Raw genomic sequence first — 18406 nt, forward strand, 5'->3', positions numbered from 1 at the left:
GAGCCGGACCGGGCGTCGGCCCGGTCCGGCTCTTTGCGTTCTTCCTTCCGCCGGCCCGACACCGGCCCGCAAGAATGCGCAGGGGCGTCAGCGCGCCGGCAGGCTCGAGCCGCGGACGACCAGCTCGGGCTGGAGGACCACGTGCTCGTGCCGGTGCTCGTCCGCCTGATCACCGGTCTCCTGGAGAAGGAGGCCGGCCGCCATGGCGCCCATGGTGCGGGCGGGCTGCCGGACGGAGGTCAGCGGAACGGTCGCCGCGGCGGCGAATTCGATGTCGTCGTAGCCCACGATGGCCATCTCCTCGGGAACCTTGATGCCCGCCGTGTACATGAACTGGAGCACACCGAGGGCCAGCAGGTCGTTGGCGCAGAAGACGGCGGTGGGCCGTTCCGCCAGGCCCAGCAGCCTGGCCCCCGCGTCACGTCCGGCAGCCACGTCGAGGCGCTCGGTCGGCACCTCCTGGAGCGCATGGGGCGGCAGACCGGCCTGGGCCAGGGCCTCCAGCGCCCCCGTCCGCCGGTCCTGCACCTGCTGCAGGTGCGGCGGCCCGCTGATGAAGGCGATGGAGCGGTGACCGGCGCCCGTGAGGTGGTGGATCGCCAGCGCGCCGCCGGCGACGTCGTCGACGGAGACCGAGCAGCCCTCCGCGTCCCCCGCCACCCGGTCCACGAGGACGTAGGGGATGCCGTGCCGGCGGAACCTGAGCAGGCTCTGCCCGCTGGGGTCGGCAGGGGTGACCAGCACCCCCCGGACCCGCTGTTCGGCGAAGAGGTCGAGGTACTCCGCCTCCTCTTTGGCGTTCTGCCCGCTGTTGCACACCATGACCGCGAGTCCCGCGTCCCGTGCCGTGCGCTCGGCCCCGCGGGCGAGGTCGACGAAGAACGGGTTGCCCATGTCGAGGACGAGGAGCGCCAGCACGCGGCTGCGCCCGGCCCGCAGTTGACGGGCGGACTCGCTGCGCACGTAGCCCAGCCGCGCGATCACCTGCTCCACATGACGCCGCGTCTGCTGCGAGACGCGGCTCGGTTGGTTGAGCACGTTGGACACCGTGCCCACGGAGACCCCCGCCTCCCGTGCCACGTCCTTGATGCCGACAGTCGGCATGGAGTCCGTCATGTGTGTCTCCTGCTGTTTCATCCCCGTCCTCGAATAGGTCCGACAGGGAACGTTCATCCTACGGAGCCGGGACCTGGTTCACGCCAGGTGGAACACTTCGGTGAGAGGACGCATGGCGGCGTCGGGCGCCTGTCCCTCGAGCTCCTCGAAGAACTCCGCCATTTCGGCCTGCCAGCGTGCGTTCACCTCCGTCGCCTCCATGGCCGCGCGGGCGGCTTCGAAGTCGTCGGTCTCCAGATAGCCGACGAGCAGGCCGTCCTCACGCAGGAAGAGGGAGTAGTTGTGCCAGCCGGCTTCAAAGAGCGCGGCGCGCATGTCGGCCCACACGTCCTGATGGCGGTCGCGGTACTCCGCGACCCTCTCGGAGCGGACCTTCAGCAGGAAGCAGACGCGTTGCATCGAGTCACCTTGCTGTCGGGTGTGGGGCCCCGGGAGTCCCGGGGCCCCACAGCCTGCCGTACGGATCAGAAGTCGAACTTGTCGATGTTGGACTTGTCGAACACGGTCGGCTCGCCCGGCGAGACGACGCCGTCCTCACCGATGGTGAAGGTCCCCAGGTCACCCGCGGTGAGGGTCTCGCCCTTCGCGCCGGTGATCCGGCCGGATTCGAGGGCGACGGCGGCGTGGGCGGCCAGGGCGCCGAGCTTGGCCGGGTCCCACAGTTCGAACGCGTCGACGGTGCCGTTCTTGATGTAGGCGCGCATGTCGTTGGGGGTGCCCAGGCCGGTGAGCTTGACCTTGCCCTTGTACTTGGAGCCGGACAGGTACTGGGCGGCCGCCTTGATGCCCACGGTGGTGGGGGAGATGATGCCCTTCAGATCCGGGTGCTCCTGGAGGAGGCCCTGGGTCTGCTGGAAGGACTTCTGGGCGTCGTCGTCGCCGTAGGCGACCTTGACGAGCTTGATGTCCTTGTATTCGGGCTTCTTCAGTTCGTCCTTCATGAAGTCGATCCAGGTGTTCTGGTTCGTCGCGGTCTGCGCGGCGGACAGGATCGCGATCTCCCCCTTGCCGCCGATCTGTTCGGACAGCAACTGGACCTGGGTGCGGCCGAGGTCCTCGGCGGAGGCCGGGGAGACGAACACCTGGCGGCAGTCCTTGTTGGTGTCGGAGTCGTAGGTGACGACACTGACGCCGTTCTTCATGGCCTGCTTGAGCGCGGTGCACAGAGCGCCGGGGTCCTGTGCGGAGACGGCCATCGCGTCGACCTGCTGCTGCGTCAGGGTGTTGACGTAGCTGACCTGACCGGCGGTGTCGGTGCCGCTGCTGGTGCCGACCTCCTTGTAGGTCGAGCCCAGCTCCTCCACGGCCTTCTTGCCGCCGTTGTCCGCGGTGGTGAAGTAGGGGTTGTTGACCTGCTTGGGCAGGAAGGCGACGGTGAGGTCCTTCTTGGTCTCCGCGTTGGGGTCGGCCTTGCCGGCGGCCGCGGTGCCGCCGTCCTTCGACGCGGAGTCCTTGGTCGTGCCGCCGCAGGCGGTGACGCCGAGGGCGAGGGCCGTGACGGTGGCGAGCGCGAGAGTCAGGCGGCGCGATCCGGCGGTGGGTGTGAACATGGGACGTTCCTTTACCTGTGCGGGAGGGAGAGCGGGGCGGGGCCGGCCGGAGCCGGGGTGCGGCAAGGAGCTACGAGGACGGGGCCGTCAGCGGTGGGGACGCGGCGGTTCTCCTGCGAGCCCGGGCCTGGGCGACCTGGCGGCCGATCCGGGGAGCGAGCACGGAGATCACCAGCAGGACCCCGGTGGCCACGATCTGGGACTGGGCGGAGACGTTGAGCAGGCTCATGACGTTCTGCAGCGTGCCGAGCAGGAACACTCCGGCGATGGCGCCGCCGATCGTGCCCTTGCCGCCGTCGAAGTCGATACCACCGAGCAGCACGGCGGCGATCACGGACAGTTCGAGCCCGGTGGCGTTGTCGTAGCGGGCACTGGCGTAGTGCAGGGTCCAGAAGACTCCGGTGAGAGCGGCGATCGCGCCCGTGGACACGAACATGGCCAGCTTGAGCCGCTTGACCCGGACGCCGGCGAAGCGGGCCGCCTCTTCGGAAGCGCCGATCGCGAACAGGGAGCGTCCGACGGGCGTGGCGTGCAGGAGGACGACGGCGATCGCCAGCAGCACGACGAAGGGGACGACGGCGTACGGGAGGAAGGTGTCCCCGAACCGCCCCGCTCCGAAGTCGAGGTACTGCGCCGGGAAGTCGGTCACCGAGTCGGAACCGAGAACGATCTGCGCGATGCCCCGGTACGCGGCGAGCGTGCCGATGGTGACGGCCAGCGACGGCAGGCCGAGCCGGGTGACGAGGAGTCCGTTGATCAGACCGCACACCACTCCGAGTAGGAGACACAACGGGATGATCGTCTCGATCGCCATGCCCGCGTTCCACAGGGCGCCCATCACCGCGCTGGACAGGCCGGCGGTGGAGGCCACGGAGAGGTCCACCTCTCCGGACACCACGAGCATCGCCATCGGCAGCGCGATCAGGGCGATGGGCAGGGTGTTGCCGATGAGGAAGGACACGTTCAGCGCGTTGCCGAAGTTCTCGACGAAGGAGAACGAACAGATCAGCAGGACGACCAGCAGCACGCCGACCGAACTGTCCCAGCGCACCGCCCCGCCGAGGCGGGAGAGGACGGGGGACTTGGCGGTGTTGTCAGGCATGGCGGGCACTCCTCGTCTGTGCGGCCTTCTTGCGCAGGGCGCCGGCCACCCGCAGCGCCAGGATCCGGTCGACGGCGATGGCCAGCAGGAGCAGGAAGCCGTTGATGGCGGTGACCCATACCGAACTCACGCCCAGGGCCGGGAGCACACTGTTGATGGACGTCAGCAGCAGGGCGCCCAGCGCGGCGCCGTAGACCGAGCCGGATCCGCCGGTGAAGGCGACGCCGCCGACGACGACGGCGCTGACCACGATGAGCTCGTACCCGTTGCCCGTGTTGGAGTCGACGTTGCCGAACCGGGCGAGGTACAGGGCGCCGGCGAGTCCGGCGAGGGCGCCGCAGACCACGTAGGCGGTCATGATGCGGGTCCGGACCGGGACGCCGGCGAGCCGCGCGGCCTCCGGGTTCGACCCGAGGGCGTACATGTCCCGTCCGCTGCGGTAGCCGCGGAGGAAGTAGGCCACGACGACCAGGACGGCCAGGCTGAGCAGCGCGAGGTAGGGCACCACCGAGATACCGTCGTGGCCGAAGTCCACGAAGGCGTCGGGCAGATCGCTCGCGGTGATCTGGCGGGAACCGACCCAGATCGAGTCGATGCCGCGGATGATGTAGAGGGTGCCCAGGGTCACCACCAGCGCCGGCACCTTGCCCAGACTCACCAGCGCCCCGTTGAGCACGCCGAAGAGCGCGCCGAGGCCCACGGCCAGCAGGACCGCGAGGAGCGGGTGGCCGCCGTCCTGGAGATAGAGGCCCGCGGCGAAGGCGGAGATGCCCAGCACCGAGCCGACCGACAGGTCGACGTTGCGGGTGATCACCACCATCGCCTGGCCGACCGCGACCAGCACCAGGATGGTCGCGTTGAGCATCAGGTCCTTGATGCCCTGCTGCGACAGGAACTCGCCGTTGGACAGCTGCGTGGCGCCCAGCATGAGCACCAGCACGGCGACGACCGCCAGCTCGCGTGCCTTGAACATCTTGTCCACGAGCCGCCGTGCGGCGACGGACTCGGGCGCGACCTCCTGTCGCACCGGCTCGACCGTCATGGTCATGCCGCCTTCCTCTCTCGGTCGGTGCGGCCCGTCGCGGCGGCCATCACGGTCTCCTCGGTCGCCTGGGACCGGGGGATCTCCGCGGTCAGCCGGCCCTCGTGCATCACCAGGACCCGGTCCGCCATGCCGAGGATCTCCGGCAGATCGGACGAGATCATCAGCACGGCCACGCCATCGGCTGCGAGCGAGGACAGCAGGCGGTGCACCTCGGCCTTCGTCCCGACGTCGATACCGCGTGTCGGCTCGTCGACGATCAGCACCTGGGGAGCCGTGGCGAGCCATTTGGCCAGGACGACCTTCTGCTGGTTGCCGCCCGAGAGTGTCCCGACGACGTCGGCCAGGCGTGCGTACTTCACCTGGAGCCTGGTCGCCCAGTCCACGGCCCGGCTGCGCTCGGAGCGCCGGCTCATCAGCCCGGCCCGGGACGTCGCCGCGAAGCCGGTGAGGCCGATGTTCCTCTCGATGGACATGTCCATCACCAGGCCCTGTGCCCGGCGGTCCTCCGGCACCAGGGCGATCCCGGCGGCCATGGCCAGACTCGGGGCCCCCGGAGGAAGTGCGCGGCCGAGCACCTCGATCTCGCCGGCGTCGAACCTGTCGACGCCGAAGACGGCCCGGGCCACTTCGCTGCGGCCCGCCCCGACGAGGCCGGCCAGGCCGACGATCTCGCCGCGGCGTACGTCGAAGGACACGTCGGTGAACACGCCTTCGCGCGTCAGCCGGCGCACGCTGAGGGCGACCTCGCCGATCTCGGTCACCTGCTTGGGATAGAGCTCCTCCAGATCGCGGCCGACCATGCGGCGCACCAGACCGTCCTCGTCGAGGTCGGAGAGCGGCTCACTGGCGATCCAGGCGCCGTCCCGCAGCGTGGTGACCCGCTGGCACAGCTCGAAGATCTCCTCCAGGCGGTGCGAGATGAACAGCACCGCCGAGCCCTGCTCGCGGAGCGTCCTGACGACGCCGAACAGCCGGGCGACCTCGCTGCCGGTGAGAGCCGCCGTCGGCTCGTCCATGATCAGGACACGCGCGTCGAAGGAGAGGGCCTTGGCGATCTCCACCAGCTGCTGGTCGGCGATGGACAGGCCGCGGGCCGGCTGGTCGGGGTCGAGGGCGACACCGAGGCGCGCGAAGAGGTCGGCCGCCGCCTTCCTGACCGCACGGTGGTCCACCCTGCCCAGCGAACGGCGGGGCTGCCGGCCGATGAAGATGTTCTCGGCGACCGACAGGTCGGGGAAGAGCGTCGGCTCCTGGTAGATCACCGCGATCCCCGCGTCCCGGGCGTCCGCCGGGCTGTGGAAGTCCACCGGCTTGCCGTCGAGGAGGACCGTACCGGTGTCCGGACGGTGCACGCCTGCGAGAGTCTTGATCAACGTGGACTTGCCCGCACCGTTCTCGCCCGCCAGGGCGTGGGCCTCGCCCGCGTACAGTCGCAGGGACACGTCGCGCAGGGCCCGGACGGCGCCGAAGGCTTTACTCACTCCCTCCAGGGCGAGCACCGGAGTGGTCTCCGGTTCGGGATGAGTCATGAGTTCTCTCCAGTACGTGTGCCGAGCGGACACCCCGCTGTGAAATGTTTCAATGGGGTTGCCCGGAAGCTAGCTCCAGCGTGTCCGGGCAGTCAAGAGGTTGAGCCCCACGCGGTCGCCCGAACTCTCCGACACGGAGCGGTCGAGGTGGCGGGAGACGGCTGTGAACTGCGCATTGATAAGCCCGGGAGCGTCCTGGGGTCCTGTGTGACCACGGGGCGGCATCGGCTTCGCCGGGCTCGGCAGGGGTCCTTGACGGCAACTGCGTCAAGTACTAGCTTCGGCGACATCCTGAATCGATTCACATGATCGGGTCCTTGGGCTCCCGCGACGGGGCAACTTGCGTATCTAGAGGTGGACATGCCTGACATCACTGCCGTGAAAGCCGCACTCGCCGGCCAGCGCGTCGAGACGCCTTCCTGGGGTTACGGCAACTCCGGAACGCGTTTCAAGGTGTTCGCGCAGCCCGGCGTGCCGCGCACCCCGCGCGAGAAGCTGGACGACGCGGCGAAGGTGCACGAGTTCACCGGCATCACGCCCCGGGTGTCGTTGCACATCCCCTGGGACAAGGTGGACGACTACGCGGCGCTGGCCGTGCACGCGAAGGACCGCGGCCTGGAACTGGGCGCGATCAACTCCAACACCTTCCAGGACGACGACTACAAGCTCGGCAGCGTCTGCCACCCGGACGCCGCCGTGCGCCGCAAGGCGGTGGCCCACCTGCTGGAGTGCGTCGACATCATGGACGCCACCGGCTCCCGCGACCTCAAGCTCTGGTTCGCCGACGGCACCAACTATCCGGGCCAGGACGACGTCGCGGCCCGCCAGGACCGCCTCGCCGAGGCGCTCCGGGCCGTCTACGAGCGCCTGGGCGAGGACCAGCGGATGCTCCTGGAGTACAAGTTCTTCGAGCCCGCCTTCTACACCACCGACGTCCCCGACTGGGGCACCGCCTACGCCCACTGCCTGAAGCTCGGCGAGAAGGCACAGGTCGTCGTGGACACCGGCCACCACGCGCCCGGCACCAACATCGAGTTCATCGTGGCCGTGCTGCTGCGCGAGGGGAAGCTGGGGGGCTTCGACTTCAACTCCCGCTTCTACGCCGACGACGACCTGATGGTCGGCGCCGCCGACCCCTTCCAGATCTTCCGGATCCTGCACGAGGTCATCAAGAACGGCGGCCTGGACCCGGCCACCGGCGTGGCCTTCATGCTCGACCAGTGCCACAACGTCGAGGCGAAGATCCCGGCGATCATCCGCTCGGTGATGAACGTCCAGGAAGCCACCGCCAAGGCCCTGCTGGTCGACGCCGAAGCGCTGGCCGCCGCGCAGGCCGAGGGCGACGTCCTGGCGGCCAACGCCGTCCTGATGGACGCCTACAACACCGATGTTCGGCCCTTGCTGGCCGAGGTCCGTGAGGAGAAGGGCCTGAACCCCGACCCGGTCGCCGCCTACCGCGCCGACGGCTGGCAGGAGCGGATCGCCGCGGAGCGCGTGGGCGGCGAGCAGGCCGGCTGGGGCGCGTAGCCGCCGCTCCGACCCCGTCCGCGTCCTCGAGCAACCTCCCTCGTCACCCATCCCGAAGGAAAGAAGCATCATGGCCTCCGCCATCCACCCTGAAGTCGCCGGGCTCCTGGCGCGGTCGCACCGGCTCGGCTCCGACCCGCGCAACACCAACTACGCGGGCGGGAACACGTCCGCCAAGGGCACCACCACCGATCCCGTCACCGGCGGCGAGACGGAACTGCTGTGGGTGAAGGGCTCCGGCGGCGACCTGGGCACGCTGAAGGCCGAAGGACTGGCCGCGCTGCGCCTCGACCGGCTGCGCGCCCTGAAGGCCGTCTATCCGGGTGTCGAGCGCGAGGACGAGATGGTCGCCGCGTTCGACTACTGCCTGCACGGCAAGGGCGGCGCCGCGCCCTCCATCGACACGGCCATGCACGGCCTGGTCGACGCCGCCCATGTGGACCACCTGCACCCCGACTCCGGTATCGCACTGGCCTGTGCGGCCGACGGCGAGAAGCTGACCGCCGAATGCTTCGGTGACAAGGTCGTGTGGGTGCCGTGGCGGCGCCCCGGGTTCCAGCTCGGCCTGGACATCGCCGCGATCAAGGAGGCCAACCCGCAGGCCATCGGCTGCGTCCTCGGCGGCCACGGTGTCACCGCCTGGGGCGGCACGTCCGAGGAGTGCGAGGCCAACTCGCTCCACATCATCCGCACCGCCGAGGCGTTCCTCGCGGAGAAGGGCCGCCCCGAACCGTTCGGTCCGGTCACCGAGGGCCACGAGCCGCTGCCCGACGACGAACGGCGGGCCCGCGCCGCTGCTCTCGCCCCGCACGTCCGCGCCGTCGCGTCCGCCGACTTCCCGCAGGTCGGTCACTTCACGGACTCCGAGGTGGTGCTGGACTTCCTCTCCCGCGCCGAACACCCGCGCCTCGCGGCCCTCGGCACGTCCTGCCCCGACCACTTCCTGCGCACCAAGGTCCGCCCGCTGGTCCTGGACCTGCCCGCCGACGCGCCGCTCGAGCAGGCGGTCGCCCGCCTCGCGGAGCTGCACACCGAATACCGCGCCGAGTACCGGGCCTACTACGAGCGGCACGCCGTCGCCGGCTCGCCGGCCATGCGCGGCGCCGACCCCGCGATCGTCCTGGTGCCGGGCGTCGGCATGTTCTCCTTCGGCAAGGACAAGCAGACCGCACGCGTCGCCGGCGAGTTCTACGTCAACGCGATCAACGTGATGCGCGGCGCAGAGGCCGTCTCCTCCTACAGCCCCATCGAGGAGTCGGAGAAGTTCCGCATCGAGTACTGGGACCTGGAGGAGGCCAAGCTCCGGCGGATGCCGGCGCCCAAGCCGCTGGCCACCAGGGTCGCGCTGGTCACCGGCGCCGGCTCCGGCATCGGCAGGGCCGTCGCCGGCCGGCTGGTCGCCGACGGCGCCTGCGTCGTGGTCGCCGACCTCGACGGCACGGCCGCGGCGACCGTCGCCGAGGAACTGGGCGGACCGGACAGGGCCGTCGCCGTGACCGTGGACGTCACCAGCGAGGAGCAGATCGCCCACGCCTTCCGCGAGGCCGTGCTCGCCTTCGGCGGGGTCGACCTGGTCGTCAACAACGCGGGCATCTCCATCTCCAAGCCGCTGCTGGAGACCACGGCCAAGGACTGGGACCTCCAGCACGACATCATGGCCCGCGGCTCCTTCCTGGTCTCCCGCGAGGCCGCCCGCGTGATGATCGCGCAGAAGCTCGGCGGCGACATCATCTACATCGCCTCCAAGAACGGCGTCTTCGCGGGCCCCAACAACATCGCCTACGGCGCGACCAAGGCCGACCAGGCGCACCAGGTCCGGCTGCTGGCGGCCGAGCTCGGCGAGCACGGCATCCGCGTCAACGGCGTCAACCCAGACGGAGTCGTCCGCGGCTCGGGCATCTTCGCCCACGGCTGGGGCGCCCAGCGGGCCGCCGTGTACGGCGTGGAGGAGGACAAGCTCGGCGAGTTCTACGCCCAGCGCACGCTCCTCAAGCGTGAGGTGCTGCCCGAGCACGTGGCGAACGCGGTCTTCGCCCTCACCGGCGGCGACCTGTCCCACACCACCGGGCTGCACATCCCGGTGGACGCGGGCGTCGCCGCGGCCTTCCTGCGCTGATCCGAAGCAGCCCTGATGCCGGTGCGCCCGACGCGGCGGCATCAGGGCGCACCACGGGCCGGTGGTCCGATGCCGTACGGGGCTCCGTCCCGTCGGCGCCGCCGGCCCGCGATGGCGTGCCCGTCCTGTTCCCCACTCGTCGCCGCGCACAGCGGAGGTACCACCACGTGACCAGCACCCCGGCCTCCTCGGGCTCTCCCTCCGCATTCGCCGCGGTCGACCTCGGGGCCACCAGCGGCAGGGTGATCCTCGGCCGAGTCGGGCCCGACTCCCTCGATCTGACCGAGGCCCACCGGTTCCCCAACACCCCCGTCGTCCTGCCCGACGGGCTGCACTGGAACGTCCTCGCCCTCTTCCAGGGCACCCTCGACGGCCTGCGGGAAGCCGCCCGCGCCGGCGGTGTGATCTCCGTCGGGGTGGACAGCTGGGCGGTGGACTACGGTCTCCTCGACGCCGACGGCGTCCTCCTCGGCCCTCCCTACCACTACCGGGACGACCGCACCGACCGCGCCGCCGAACGTGTGTGGCCGCGGGTCGGACCCGAGGAGCTGTACCGGACCACCGGACTGCAGCACCTGCCGTTCAACACCGTCTTCCAGCTCGCCGCCGCCGCGGACAGCGCCCAGTTGCAGGCTGCCCGCACCCTGCTGCTGATCCCGGACCTGCTGATCCACCTGCTGACCGGATCCGTCGGAGCGGAGGCGACCAACGCCTCCACCACCGGCCTCTTCGACGCCCGCACCGGCACCTGGTCCAGGGAACTCCTCGACCGGCTGTCCATCGACCCCGCTCTGCTGCCCCCGCTCCGCCGCCCCGGTGACCCGGCCGGCACCCTCCTTGCGCACGTCGCCGCCGCTACCGGCCTCGACGCGCGGACACCCGTGGTCACCGTCGCCTCGCACGACACCGCCTCCGCCGTCGCCGCCGTTCCGGCCACCGAGCCGAACTTCGCCTACATCTCGTGCGGCACCTGGTCCCTGGCGGGCCTCGAGCTGGAGGCCCCGGTCCTCACCGAAGCCTCCCGGGCCGCGAACTTCACCAACGAGCTGGGCGTGGACGGCACCGTCCGCTACCTCCGCAACATCATGGGCATGTGGCTGCTGGAGGAGTGCCGCCGGACCTGGGAAAGGCAAGGCCCGTCCGCGGACCTTCCCGCGCTGCTCGCCGATGCGGCCCGCGCCGAGCCGTTCGGCGCGGTCATCGACCCGGACGACCCCGAGTTCCTCGCCCCGGGCGACATGCCGGAACGGATCCGGGACCACTGCCGCCGCACCGGCCAGCCGGTCCCGGACGGCCGAGGCGCCGTGGTCCGCTGCATCCTGGAGAGCCTGGCCCTGGCCCACCGCCGCACACTGCGCCGGGCGGCCGAACTCGCCGGTCGCGACATCACGCACATCCACCTCGTCGGTGGAGGCTCGCGCAACGAACTGCTCTGCCGGTTCACCGCCGACGCCACCGGACTCCCCGTCATCGCCGGTCCCACGGAAGCCACCGCCCTCGGCAACATCCTCGTTCAGGCCAGAGCGGCCGGACTGGTGTCGGACCTGGGCGCCATGCGCCGGCTCATCGCCTCCACCCAGCAGCTCAGGCGCTACACCCCGAGCGGCGACACGTCCGCCTGGGACGCGGCTGCCGCCCGGCTCGCCCCCGCCGAGGGGAACGTCTGATGCTCGGTGCCGGCTTCGGCCTGCGCCGGTGCCTGTTCACCGCCTATGGCCTTCGCCTCTTTCATGGTCGGACCATAACGGAGCCGTGACATACGCTCGGACTCAACGACAAGCAGGTCCGGAAGGTGGGGCGATGGCAGCCGAATGGCGTCCCGTGCGGCAGTCAAGGACACATGAGCTCGTCCTCGAGAGCATCGAGGAACGGCTGCTGTCCGGCGAGTTGAAGGCGGGCGACCGTTTGCCGCCCGAGCGCGAGCTCGCGCCTGTCCTGGGAGTGAGCAGGTCCGCGCTGCGCGAGGCCCTGCGCGTGATGGAGACGATCGGTGTACTGGCCGCGCAGGTGGGGCGGGGCCCCGACTCCGGGGCACGCATCGTCCGCAATCCCGACGACGCCCTCGGCCGGCTGCTGCGACTGCATCTGGCACTCGGGAGCTACGACCTCCAGGACGTGCTCGAGGCCCGGGTCGTGCTCGAGCGGTCGAGCTTCGAGGCGGCGGCGCGCTCGGCGCCCGAGGAACCGCTCGCCGAGGCGGCGGAGATCCTCGACCGGATGCAGCGGGACGACATCGGCGTCGCGGAGTTCAACGAACTGGACACGCGCTTCCACATCCAGATCGCCCGCAGCTCCGGCAACCAGCTGATCTCCACGCTGACGTCCGCGGTCCGCGAGTCCGTGCGCACGCTGATCCTGGAGGCGGAGGAGGCGGACGGGACCTGGCCGGCGACCGCGGCCGCTCTCAACGCCGAGCACACCGAACTGCTGCGCCTGGTCCGCGCGGGAGAGGGCGCCCGAGCGGCCGACCTCGCCGAGCGCCACATCCGCGGCTTCCACGGCAAGCTCGTGCAGGACACGGACACGGACACGGACACGGACGCGGACGCCGACACGGACACGGACGCCGACGCGGATACGTAGACGCGGACCGGGGGCCGGAGGCGGAGCAGCAAGCCGCGCCGATCCGCCGGCCCGGAGCGCGCCCGACGCACACCACGCACGGGACCGAAACGGTCCACTGCCAAAGACCAATTTGTGGATTGTCGTTAGTATGGTCGGACCATACGAGATCGTGGAGGCCCTCCCGTGCGAATCGGACTCTTCGCCACCTGCCTCGGAGACACACTCTTCCCCGACGCGGTGAAAGCCACCGCGCTGCTGCTCACCCGGCTCGGCCATGAGCTGGTCTTCCCGCCGGGGCAGACCTGCTGCGGGCAGATGCACGTGAACACGGGCTATCAGCGGGAGCCGGTCCCGCTCGTGCGGAACTTCACGGAGCAGTTCGGCGACAGCTCCATCGAGGCCGTGGTCATGCCCTCGGGCTCGTGTGCCGGTTCCGTACGGCACCAGCACGAGATCATCGCCGAGCGCTACGGGGACGCGGCGCTGCGGTCCGGTGTCGCCGGCGTCAAGGCCAAGACGTACGAGCTGTCCGAGCTGCTGGTCGACGTGCTCGATGTCGTGGACGTCGGCGCCTACTTCCCGCACCGGGTCACCTACCACCCCACCTGCCACTCCCTGCGCATGCTGCGCGTCGGCGACAAGCCGCTGCGGCTGCTGCGCGCCGTCGACGGCATCGACCTGGTGGAACTGCCCGAGGCGGACGCGTGCTGCGGCTTCGGCGGCACGTTCGCCGTGAAGAACGCCGAGACCTCGACCGCGATGCTCGGCGACAAAGTGGCGGCGGTGACCGGCACGGGCGCGGCCGTCTGCACGGCGGGCGACTCCTCGTGCCTCATGCACATCGGGGGCGGGCTCTCCCGCATCAAGGCCGGGACCACGACCCTGCACCTCGCCCAGATCCTCGCCGCCACCCGTACCTCGCCGTACCCCCTGACGGAGGTCGCACGATGAGTCGCAGCACCTTTCTCGGCATGCCCGCCACGCCGCCCCGCGCGCCGTACGGCGAGGGAAACCTGCGCGGGGAGCAGACGTTCCCGAAGGCCGCGCACGGCGAACTGCGCAACGAGCAGCTGCGCGGGAACCTGCGCAAGGCCACCCACACCATCCGCGCCAAGCGGATCGCCGTCACGGCGGAGCTCGACGACTGGGAGCAGCTGCGGGACGCGGGCTCCGCGATCAAGACCGACACGATGAACCGACTCCCCGAACTGCTCGAGCAGTTGGAGGAGAAGGTCACGGAGGCGGGCGGCACGGTCCACTGGGCGCGGGACGCGGCCGAGGCCAACGCGATCGTGACCCGCCTGATCGCCGCCACCGGCAGCGAGGAGGTCATCAAGGTCAAGTCGATGGCCACACAGGAGATCGGCCTCAACGAGCACCTGGCCGAGCACGGCATCACCGCCCACGAGACCGACCTCGCCGAGCTGATCGTGCAGCTCGCGGACGACAAGCCGTCGCACATCCTGGTGCCGGCCATCCACCGCAACCGGGACGAGATCCGCGACATCTTCCTCAAGGAGATCCCCGGGGTCGATCCGAAGCTCGACTCCGTACCGGCTCATCTCGCGGCGGCGGCACGGGCCTACCTGCGCGAGAAGTTCATGACCACCAAGGTCGCCGTCTCCGGGGCGAACTTCGGCATCGCGGAGACCGGCACCCTCTCCGTCGTCGAGTCCGAGGGCAACGGCCGGATGTGCCTCACCCTGCCGGACACCCTGATCACCGTCATGGGCATCGAGAAGGTACTGCCGCGCCACCAGGACCTGGAGGTCTTCTTCCAGCTCCTGCCGCGCTCCTCCACCGGCGAGCGCATGAACCCGTACACCTCGCTGTGGACGGGCGTCACGCCCGGGGACGGCCCGCAGGACTTCCACCTGGTGCTCCTCGACAACGGCCGCACCGCCGCACTCGCCGACGCCGTCGGCCGCGAGGCGCTCAACTGCATCCGCTGCTCGGCCTGTCTGAACGTCTGCCCCGTGTACGAGCGGGCCGGCGGGCACGCGTACGGGTCGACGTACCCCGGCCCGATCGGGGCCGTGCTCACCCCGCAGCTGGCCGGCATGCACGAGGCGAAGAATGACCCCAACTCCTCCCTGCCGTACGCCTCCAGCCTCTGCGGTGCGTGCTTCGACGCCTGCCCGGTGAAGATCGACATCCCGTCGCTCCTCGTGGAGCTGCGCCATCAGCACACCGAGCAGTCGGGCAGGACGGCGGAGAAGATCGCCATGAAGGCCGCCGCCGGCGTGATGGCCCGGCCGGGCCTCTACACCTCCGCACAGAAGGCCGCCCGCCTCGGCCGGATCGCCGCCGGACGGGACGGGAAGATCTCGCGTCTGCCTCCGCCGTTCAGCGGCTGGAGCGACAGCCGGGACACCCCGGCGCCCCCCAAGGAGACCTTCCGCGCATGGCTGGCCTCCGCCGAGGGCGCGAACGCGCTGCGCGCGGAGGCGGAAGACGCGGAGAACCACGCGGCCCGACCCCGCCCGGCGCAGGACCGCGCAGAACAGGACCCGTTGACCGGGCACGACTCGACCGAGGAGCAGCGATGAGCGCACGAGAGACGGTTCTCGGCCGCGTCCGGGACGCCCTGACGCTCGCCCCGAAGCCGCCCGTCACGGTGCCGAGGGCCTACCGCACCGGCACCACCCTGCCCGACCGGGAGCGCCTCGCGCTGTTCACCGACCGGCTGGTGGACTACAAGGCTCAGGTCCACCCGTGCACCGCGGCCGGCACCGCCGAGACCCTCGCGCGCGTGCTGCGCGAGCGCGGCGCCCGCACCGTCGGCGTACCGGCGGGGCTCGACCGGTCGTGGCTCGCCGCCTTCGACGGCACGGTCCAGGTGGACTCTGCCGACATCCCGGCACCCCGCCTGGACGCGCTGGACGGCGTGGTGACTGCCTCGGCGGTGGCGTGCGCCGAGACCGGCACCATCTTCCTGGACGGCTCGGCCGACCAGGGCAGACGGGCCCTGTCCCTCGTGCCCGACCTGCATGTCTGCGTGGTCGACCTGTCCGCCGTCGAGGTCGGCGTCCCGGACGCCCTGGCCCGCCTGGTGCCGGCCCGGCCCACGACCCTGATCAGCGGCCCGTCCGCGACCTCCGACATCGAACTGGAGCGCGTGGAGGGGGTGCACGGGCCGCGCATGCTCGACGTGGTGATCAGGACGGACGTCTAGGCCTGTCCACCGGACCATTGGTGTCGGGCAGGTTCGGAGGTGATGACTGCCGTCGGATCTCGCCGCGAAACGGGGGTGTGGAACGATCGAGAGATGACCGGGACAAGCGGTGAAGACGGGCGAGCCATCAGGCGCGACACCGAACGGGTCGTCAACGAGGTCGCGCAACAGCTCCGCACGCTGGACGACGGGACCGCCTGGTTCACCGCCCTCCCCCCGGCAGGCCGGGCGGCGGTGCTGCAGGAAGTCGCCGGCTATGCGATGCAAGCGCACATCACGACGGCGGACGGCCACGGGGGAGTTGCCCGGTCCGGGGTGAAGCCCACGGCCAACCCCTCGGTGATGATCTGCATGGACCCACCCCGCTACGGGTTCGCAGCCCTCCCCTCCGACGAACACGTCAAAGCGTTCCGTGTCCTCGTCCCGGTGTTCTCCGTCGCCGACGCCCGCCGCAGGCAGACGTACGGCAAAGGCACTTGCCGACATGCATGGCACAACCTGGTTCCCGCAGCCGAGGGGCCGCAGCGGCAGGAGTGACCGAGCCCTGACGTCTGCCTCAAGCTGAACGGGCGGGGCGACGCCGGCGTCGACTCGGTGAAATCGAGGGCTCGGAACCATCGGTGAGAGGGGGCGCAAACGGTCTCCACAGGCCTTCCGCCGCCCTCGGGCCGCCGGGCAGGGGTCCCGGGCGGGCCGACTCCCGACAGCCACTCACCCGGCCGCCCACACCCTCGACGAACGGGCGCTGACCTGGTGTTTTCTGGTCGTCCGCCTAGGCTGGGGGCTTCGCTGGACACCCACCGCAGGGGGACTTCATGAGCGACGCCGCCCACATGTACGACGCCACCCACATCGAGGTGCTCGAAGGGTTGGAGGTCGTTCGGAAACGGCCTGGGATGTGGGTCGGTTCGACCGGTGAACGCGGCCTGCACCAGATGGTCTTCGAGGTGGTCGGCCGGGCGGTGAACGAGAACGTGGCCGGTCGCGCCGGCTCCGTCGCCGTGGCTCTCATGCCTGACGGCGAGGTCCGTGTCACCGACGACGGGCCGGGCGTCCCCGCCGAAGCCGTCGGAGAAGCTGTCGGGCCCTGCCTCGAAGACATGCTGACGCGTATTCATGCCCAGCAGGATGCGGGCGGCCGCCGAGCCATAGCCGTGAGCCCTCTCGGTAACGGACTGGGGCTGGGCGTCCCCAACGCCCTGGCGAGCAGCCTGACGGCGGAGGTGCGGCGCGACGGGGTCCGCTGGGTCCAGGTGTACGCCAGCGGTGTCGCGGTCGGCCCGCCCACCGCGGCGGGACCGGCGGTGGGAAGCGGGATCACCCTCGCCTTCCGGCCCGACGCCGGCATCTTCGAGACAGTGGAGTGCTCGTTCGACGTGCTGGCGGAACGCTTCAGGGAGCTGGCCTTCCTCAACAGGGGCCTGGACATCTCGCTTTCCGACGAGCGCTCTGCGGGCGAATGCCGGTCGGAACGGTTCCACTCGCCCGGCGGGACACGCGACTTCGTCCTCCTCCTCGGGGAAGGGCGCGGTACCGGGGCCCTCGTCCAAACGGACGTCATCGGCTTCGAGCGGGAGGACCCGCGGATGGCGGGGGCGGTGGAGGTGGCCCTCCAGTGGCGCGACTCCGACGAGGAACGGGTCCGCACCTACGCCAACAGCCGGCCGACACCCGAAGGCGGCACGCACGCGGAGGGTTTCCGCGACGGGGTGGCAGCCGCGGTCAACGCGTACGCGCGGCAGCGACGACTGCTCACGTCGGCGGACGCCGACCTCGGCGCCGACCGCATCGGCAAGGGACTCACGGCGGTCGTGTCCGTGAAGCTGGACCAGCCCGGGTTCCGTGGCGCCACGTGCGCCGAGCTGGACAACACCGAAGCGCGCTTCGGTGTCGAGGAAGCGGTCCGGGAACACCTTGGGATATGGCTGGAGCGGCATCCGGAGCAGGCCGCGGCCGTCATCGGCCGGAGGCGGGCCGGCGGTGGCCGCTGATCTTCGGTGCCTCCCGGTGGGCCTCCCACCGAGGCGACCGCCTATTTGTTTGCTGCCGCTCGGCCCGGTCGGACAAGAAGCCTGCATGCTGACGGGCAACAAGATCGGGCTCAGGGCCCGGCACGAGGACGACATCCCCGTCCTGCGGGCCGAGCTCTACGACGACGTGGTCAATTACTCGCGGGCCGAAGGCGGACCGTGGCGGCCGATCACGCCCGGCTCGAAGGATCCGCGGCTCGTGGGGGACGACAAGGAGCAGGGGCACGTCCCGTTCTCCGTGGTGGAGCGCGAAGGCGGCACGCTGGTCGGCACCGCGACGCTGTGGGGCATCGACAACCACAACCGGTCCGCGCACATCGGCCTCGGACTGCTCCCGTCCTCCCGCGGAAAAGGCACGGCACCGCGGTGGTCGCGGGCGGGTCAGTCCGTCCACGCGCGGTTCCCTCAGCAGTCGGTGATGGTCCGGACGGCCGCGAAGGCGTTTCCTGGCGTTCACGACTCTGGGGAGCCAGGACGTCGGGGTGGAGGGCGTTCTCTCGAGGATCGCGGACAAGGCTGCCGTCCCGACGGCAAGGGCAAGCCGGGCCTCTTCGACGCGGCCGTCGCCGGCTTCCGACCCCGTCGGCAGACGTCTCCCTGGAACGAGCACACGCCGACCGCGGACAGGTGATCGTGCGTCAAAGCCCGTTG

General features: G+C 70.7%; 16 protein-coding genes. 10 read left to right on the forward strand and 6 right to left on the reverse strand.

Annotation, left to right across the window (positions count from 1 at the left end; all coding sequences use genetic code 11):
• Positions 1-87 precede the first annotated feature (87 nt).
• The 6 genes from SPRI_RS32230 to SPRI_RS32255 all read right to left on the reverse strand — a co-directional run bounded on the left by SPRI_RS32230 (position 88) and on the right by SPRI_RS32255 (position 6342).
• On the reverse strand, positions 88-1116 hold the full coding sequence (locus SPRI_RS32230; RefSeq protein WP_005320667.1) for a LacI family DNA-binding transcriptional regulator: 1029 nt from the start codon (positions 1114-1116) through the stop codon (positions 88-90).
• A 78-nt stretch (positions 1117-1194) separates the two neighbouring features.
• On the reverse strand, positions 1195-1515 hold the full coding sequence (locus SPRI_RS32235) for an L-rhamnose mutarotase (protein WP_005320669.1): 321 nt from the start codon (positions 1513-1515) through the stop codon (positions 1195-1197).
• A gap of 65 nt (positions 1516-1580) precedes the next feature.
• Positions 1581-2666, reverse strand: a complete 1086-nt coding sequence (rhaS, locus tag SPRI_RS32240; protein WP_005320672.1) for a rhamnose ABC transporter substrate-binding protein — start codon at positions 2664-2666, stop codon at positions 1581-1583.
• A 70-nt stretch (positions 2667-2736) separates the two neighbouring features.
• A complete protein-coding gene (locus SPRI_RS32245; RefSeq protein WP_005320674.1) occupies positions 2737-3768 on the reverse strand; it encodes an ABC transporter permease in 1032 nt (343 codons plus the stop codon).
• Complete coding sequence (locus SPRI_RS32250; protein WP_005320677.1) at positions 3761-4816, reverse strand: ABC transporter permease; 1056 nt, start codon at positions 4814-4816, stop codon at positions 3761-3763. The genes SPRI_RS32245 and SPRI_RS32250 overlap by 8 nt, the downstream gene beginning before the upstream one ends.
• Entirely contained in the window at positions 4813-6342 is a 1530-nt protein-coding gene (locus SPRI_RS32255) for a sugar ABC transporter ATP-binding protein (protein WP_005320679.1), read from the reverse strand. The genes SPRI_RS32250 and SPRI_RS32255 overlap by 4 nt, the downstream gene beginning before the upstream one ends.
• Positions 6343-6702: 360 nt before the next feature.
• Here SPRI_RS32255 and rhaI point away from each other — a divergent pair, with 360 nt between their 5' ends.
• The 10 genes from rhaI to SPRI_RS39545 all read left to right on the forward strand — a co-directional run bounded on the left by rhaI (position 6703) and on the right by SPRI_RS39545 (position 18386).
• Entirely contained in the window at positions 6703-7869 is a 1167-nt protein-coding gene (gene rhaI / locus SPRI_RS32260; protein ID WP_005320681.1) for an L-rhamnose isomerase, read from the forward strand.
• 70 nt (positions 7870-7939) lie between these two features.
• Positions 7940-9985 (forward strand): bifunctional rhamnulose-1-phosphate aldolase/short-chain dehydrogenase, encoded by a 2046-nt coding sequence (locus tag SPRI_RS32265; protein ID WP_005320683.1) that lies wholly within the window; start codon positions 7940-7942, stop codon positions 9983-9985.
• Positions 9986-10152: 167 nt separating this feature from the next.
• Positions 10153-11652, forward strand: a complete 1500-nt coding sequence (locus tag SPRI_RS32270) for a rhamnulokinase (RefSeq protein WP_037775385.1) — start codon at positions 10153-10155, stop codon at positions 11650-11652.
• 133 nt (positions 11653-11785) lie between these two features.
• Complete coding sequence (locus SPRI_RS32275; protein WP_005320687.1) at positions 11786-12568, forward strand: FadR/GntR family transcriptional regulator; 783 nt, start codon at positions 11786-11788, stop codon at positions 12566-12568.
• A gap of 165 nt (positions 12569-12733) precedes the next feature.
• The gene (locus SPRI_RS32280) at positions 12734-13501 is read left to right on the forward strand and encodes a (Fe-S)-binding protein (protein ID WP_005320688.1); all 768 of its coding nucleotides are present in this window, start codon (positions 12734-12736) and stop codon (positions 13499-13501) included.
• A complete protein-coding gene (locus SPRI_RS32285; protein WP_050791616.1) occupies positions 13498-15099 on the forward strand; it encodes a LutB/LldF family L-lactate oxidation iron-sulfur protein in 1602 nt (533 codons plus the stop codon). The genes SPRI_RS32280 and SPRI_RS32285 overlap by 4 nt, the downstream gene beginning before the upstream one ends.
• Positions 15096-15725 (forward strand): LutC/YkgG family protein, encoded by a 630-nt coding sequence (locus tag SPRI_RS32290; RefSeq protein WP_005320690.1) that lies wholly within the window; start codon positions 15096-15098, stop codon positions 15723-15725. The genes SPRI_RS32285 and SPRI_RS32290 overlap by 4 nt, the downstream gene beginning before the upstream one ends.
• A gap of 42 nt (positions 15726-15767) precedes the next feature.
• Entirely contained in the window at positions 15768-16262 is a 495-nt protein-coding gene (locus SPRI_RS32295) for a DUF5958 family protein (RefSeq protein WP_158685212.1), read from the forward strand.
• Positions 16263-16540: 278 nt separating this feature from the next.
• A complete protein-coding gene (locus tag SPRI_RS32300; RefSeq protein ID WP_005320692.1) occupies positions 16541-17716 on the forward strand; it encodes an ATP-binding protein in 1176 nt (391 codons plus the stop codon).
• A gap of 85 nt (positions 17717-17801) precedes the next feature.
• A complete protein-coding gene (locus SPRI_RS39545; RefSeq protein WP_005320693.1) occupies positions 17802-18386 on the forward strand; it encodes a GNAT family N-acetyltransferase in 585 nt (194 codons plus the stop codon).
• Positions 18387-18406 lie beyond the last annotated feature (20 nt).

The sequence above is a fragment of the Streptomyces pristinaespiralis genome, from assembly GCF_001278075.1.
GTDB classification, from domain to species: domain Bacteria; phylum Actinomycetota; class Actinomycetes; order Streptomycetales; family Streptomycetaceae; genus Streptomyces; species Streptomyces pristinaespiralis.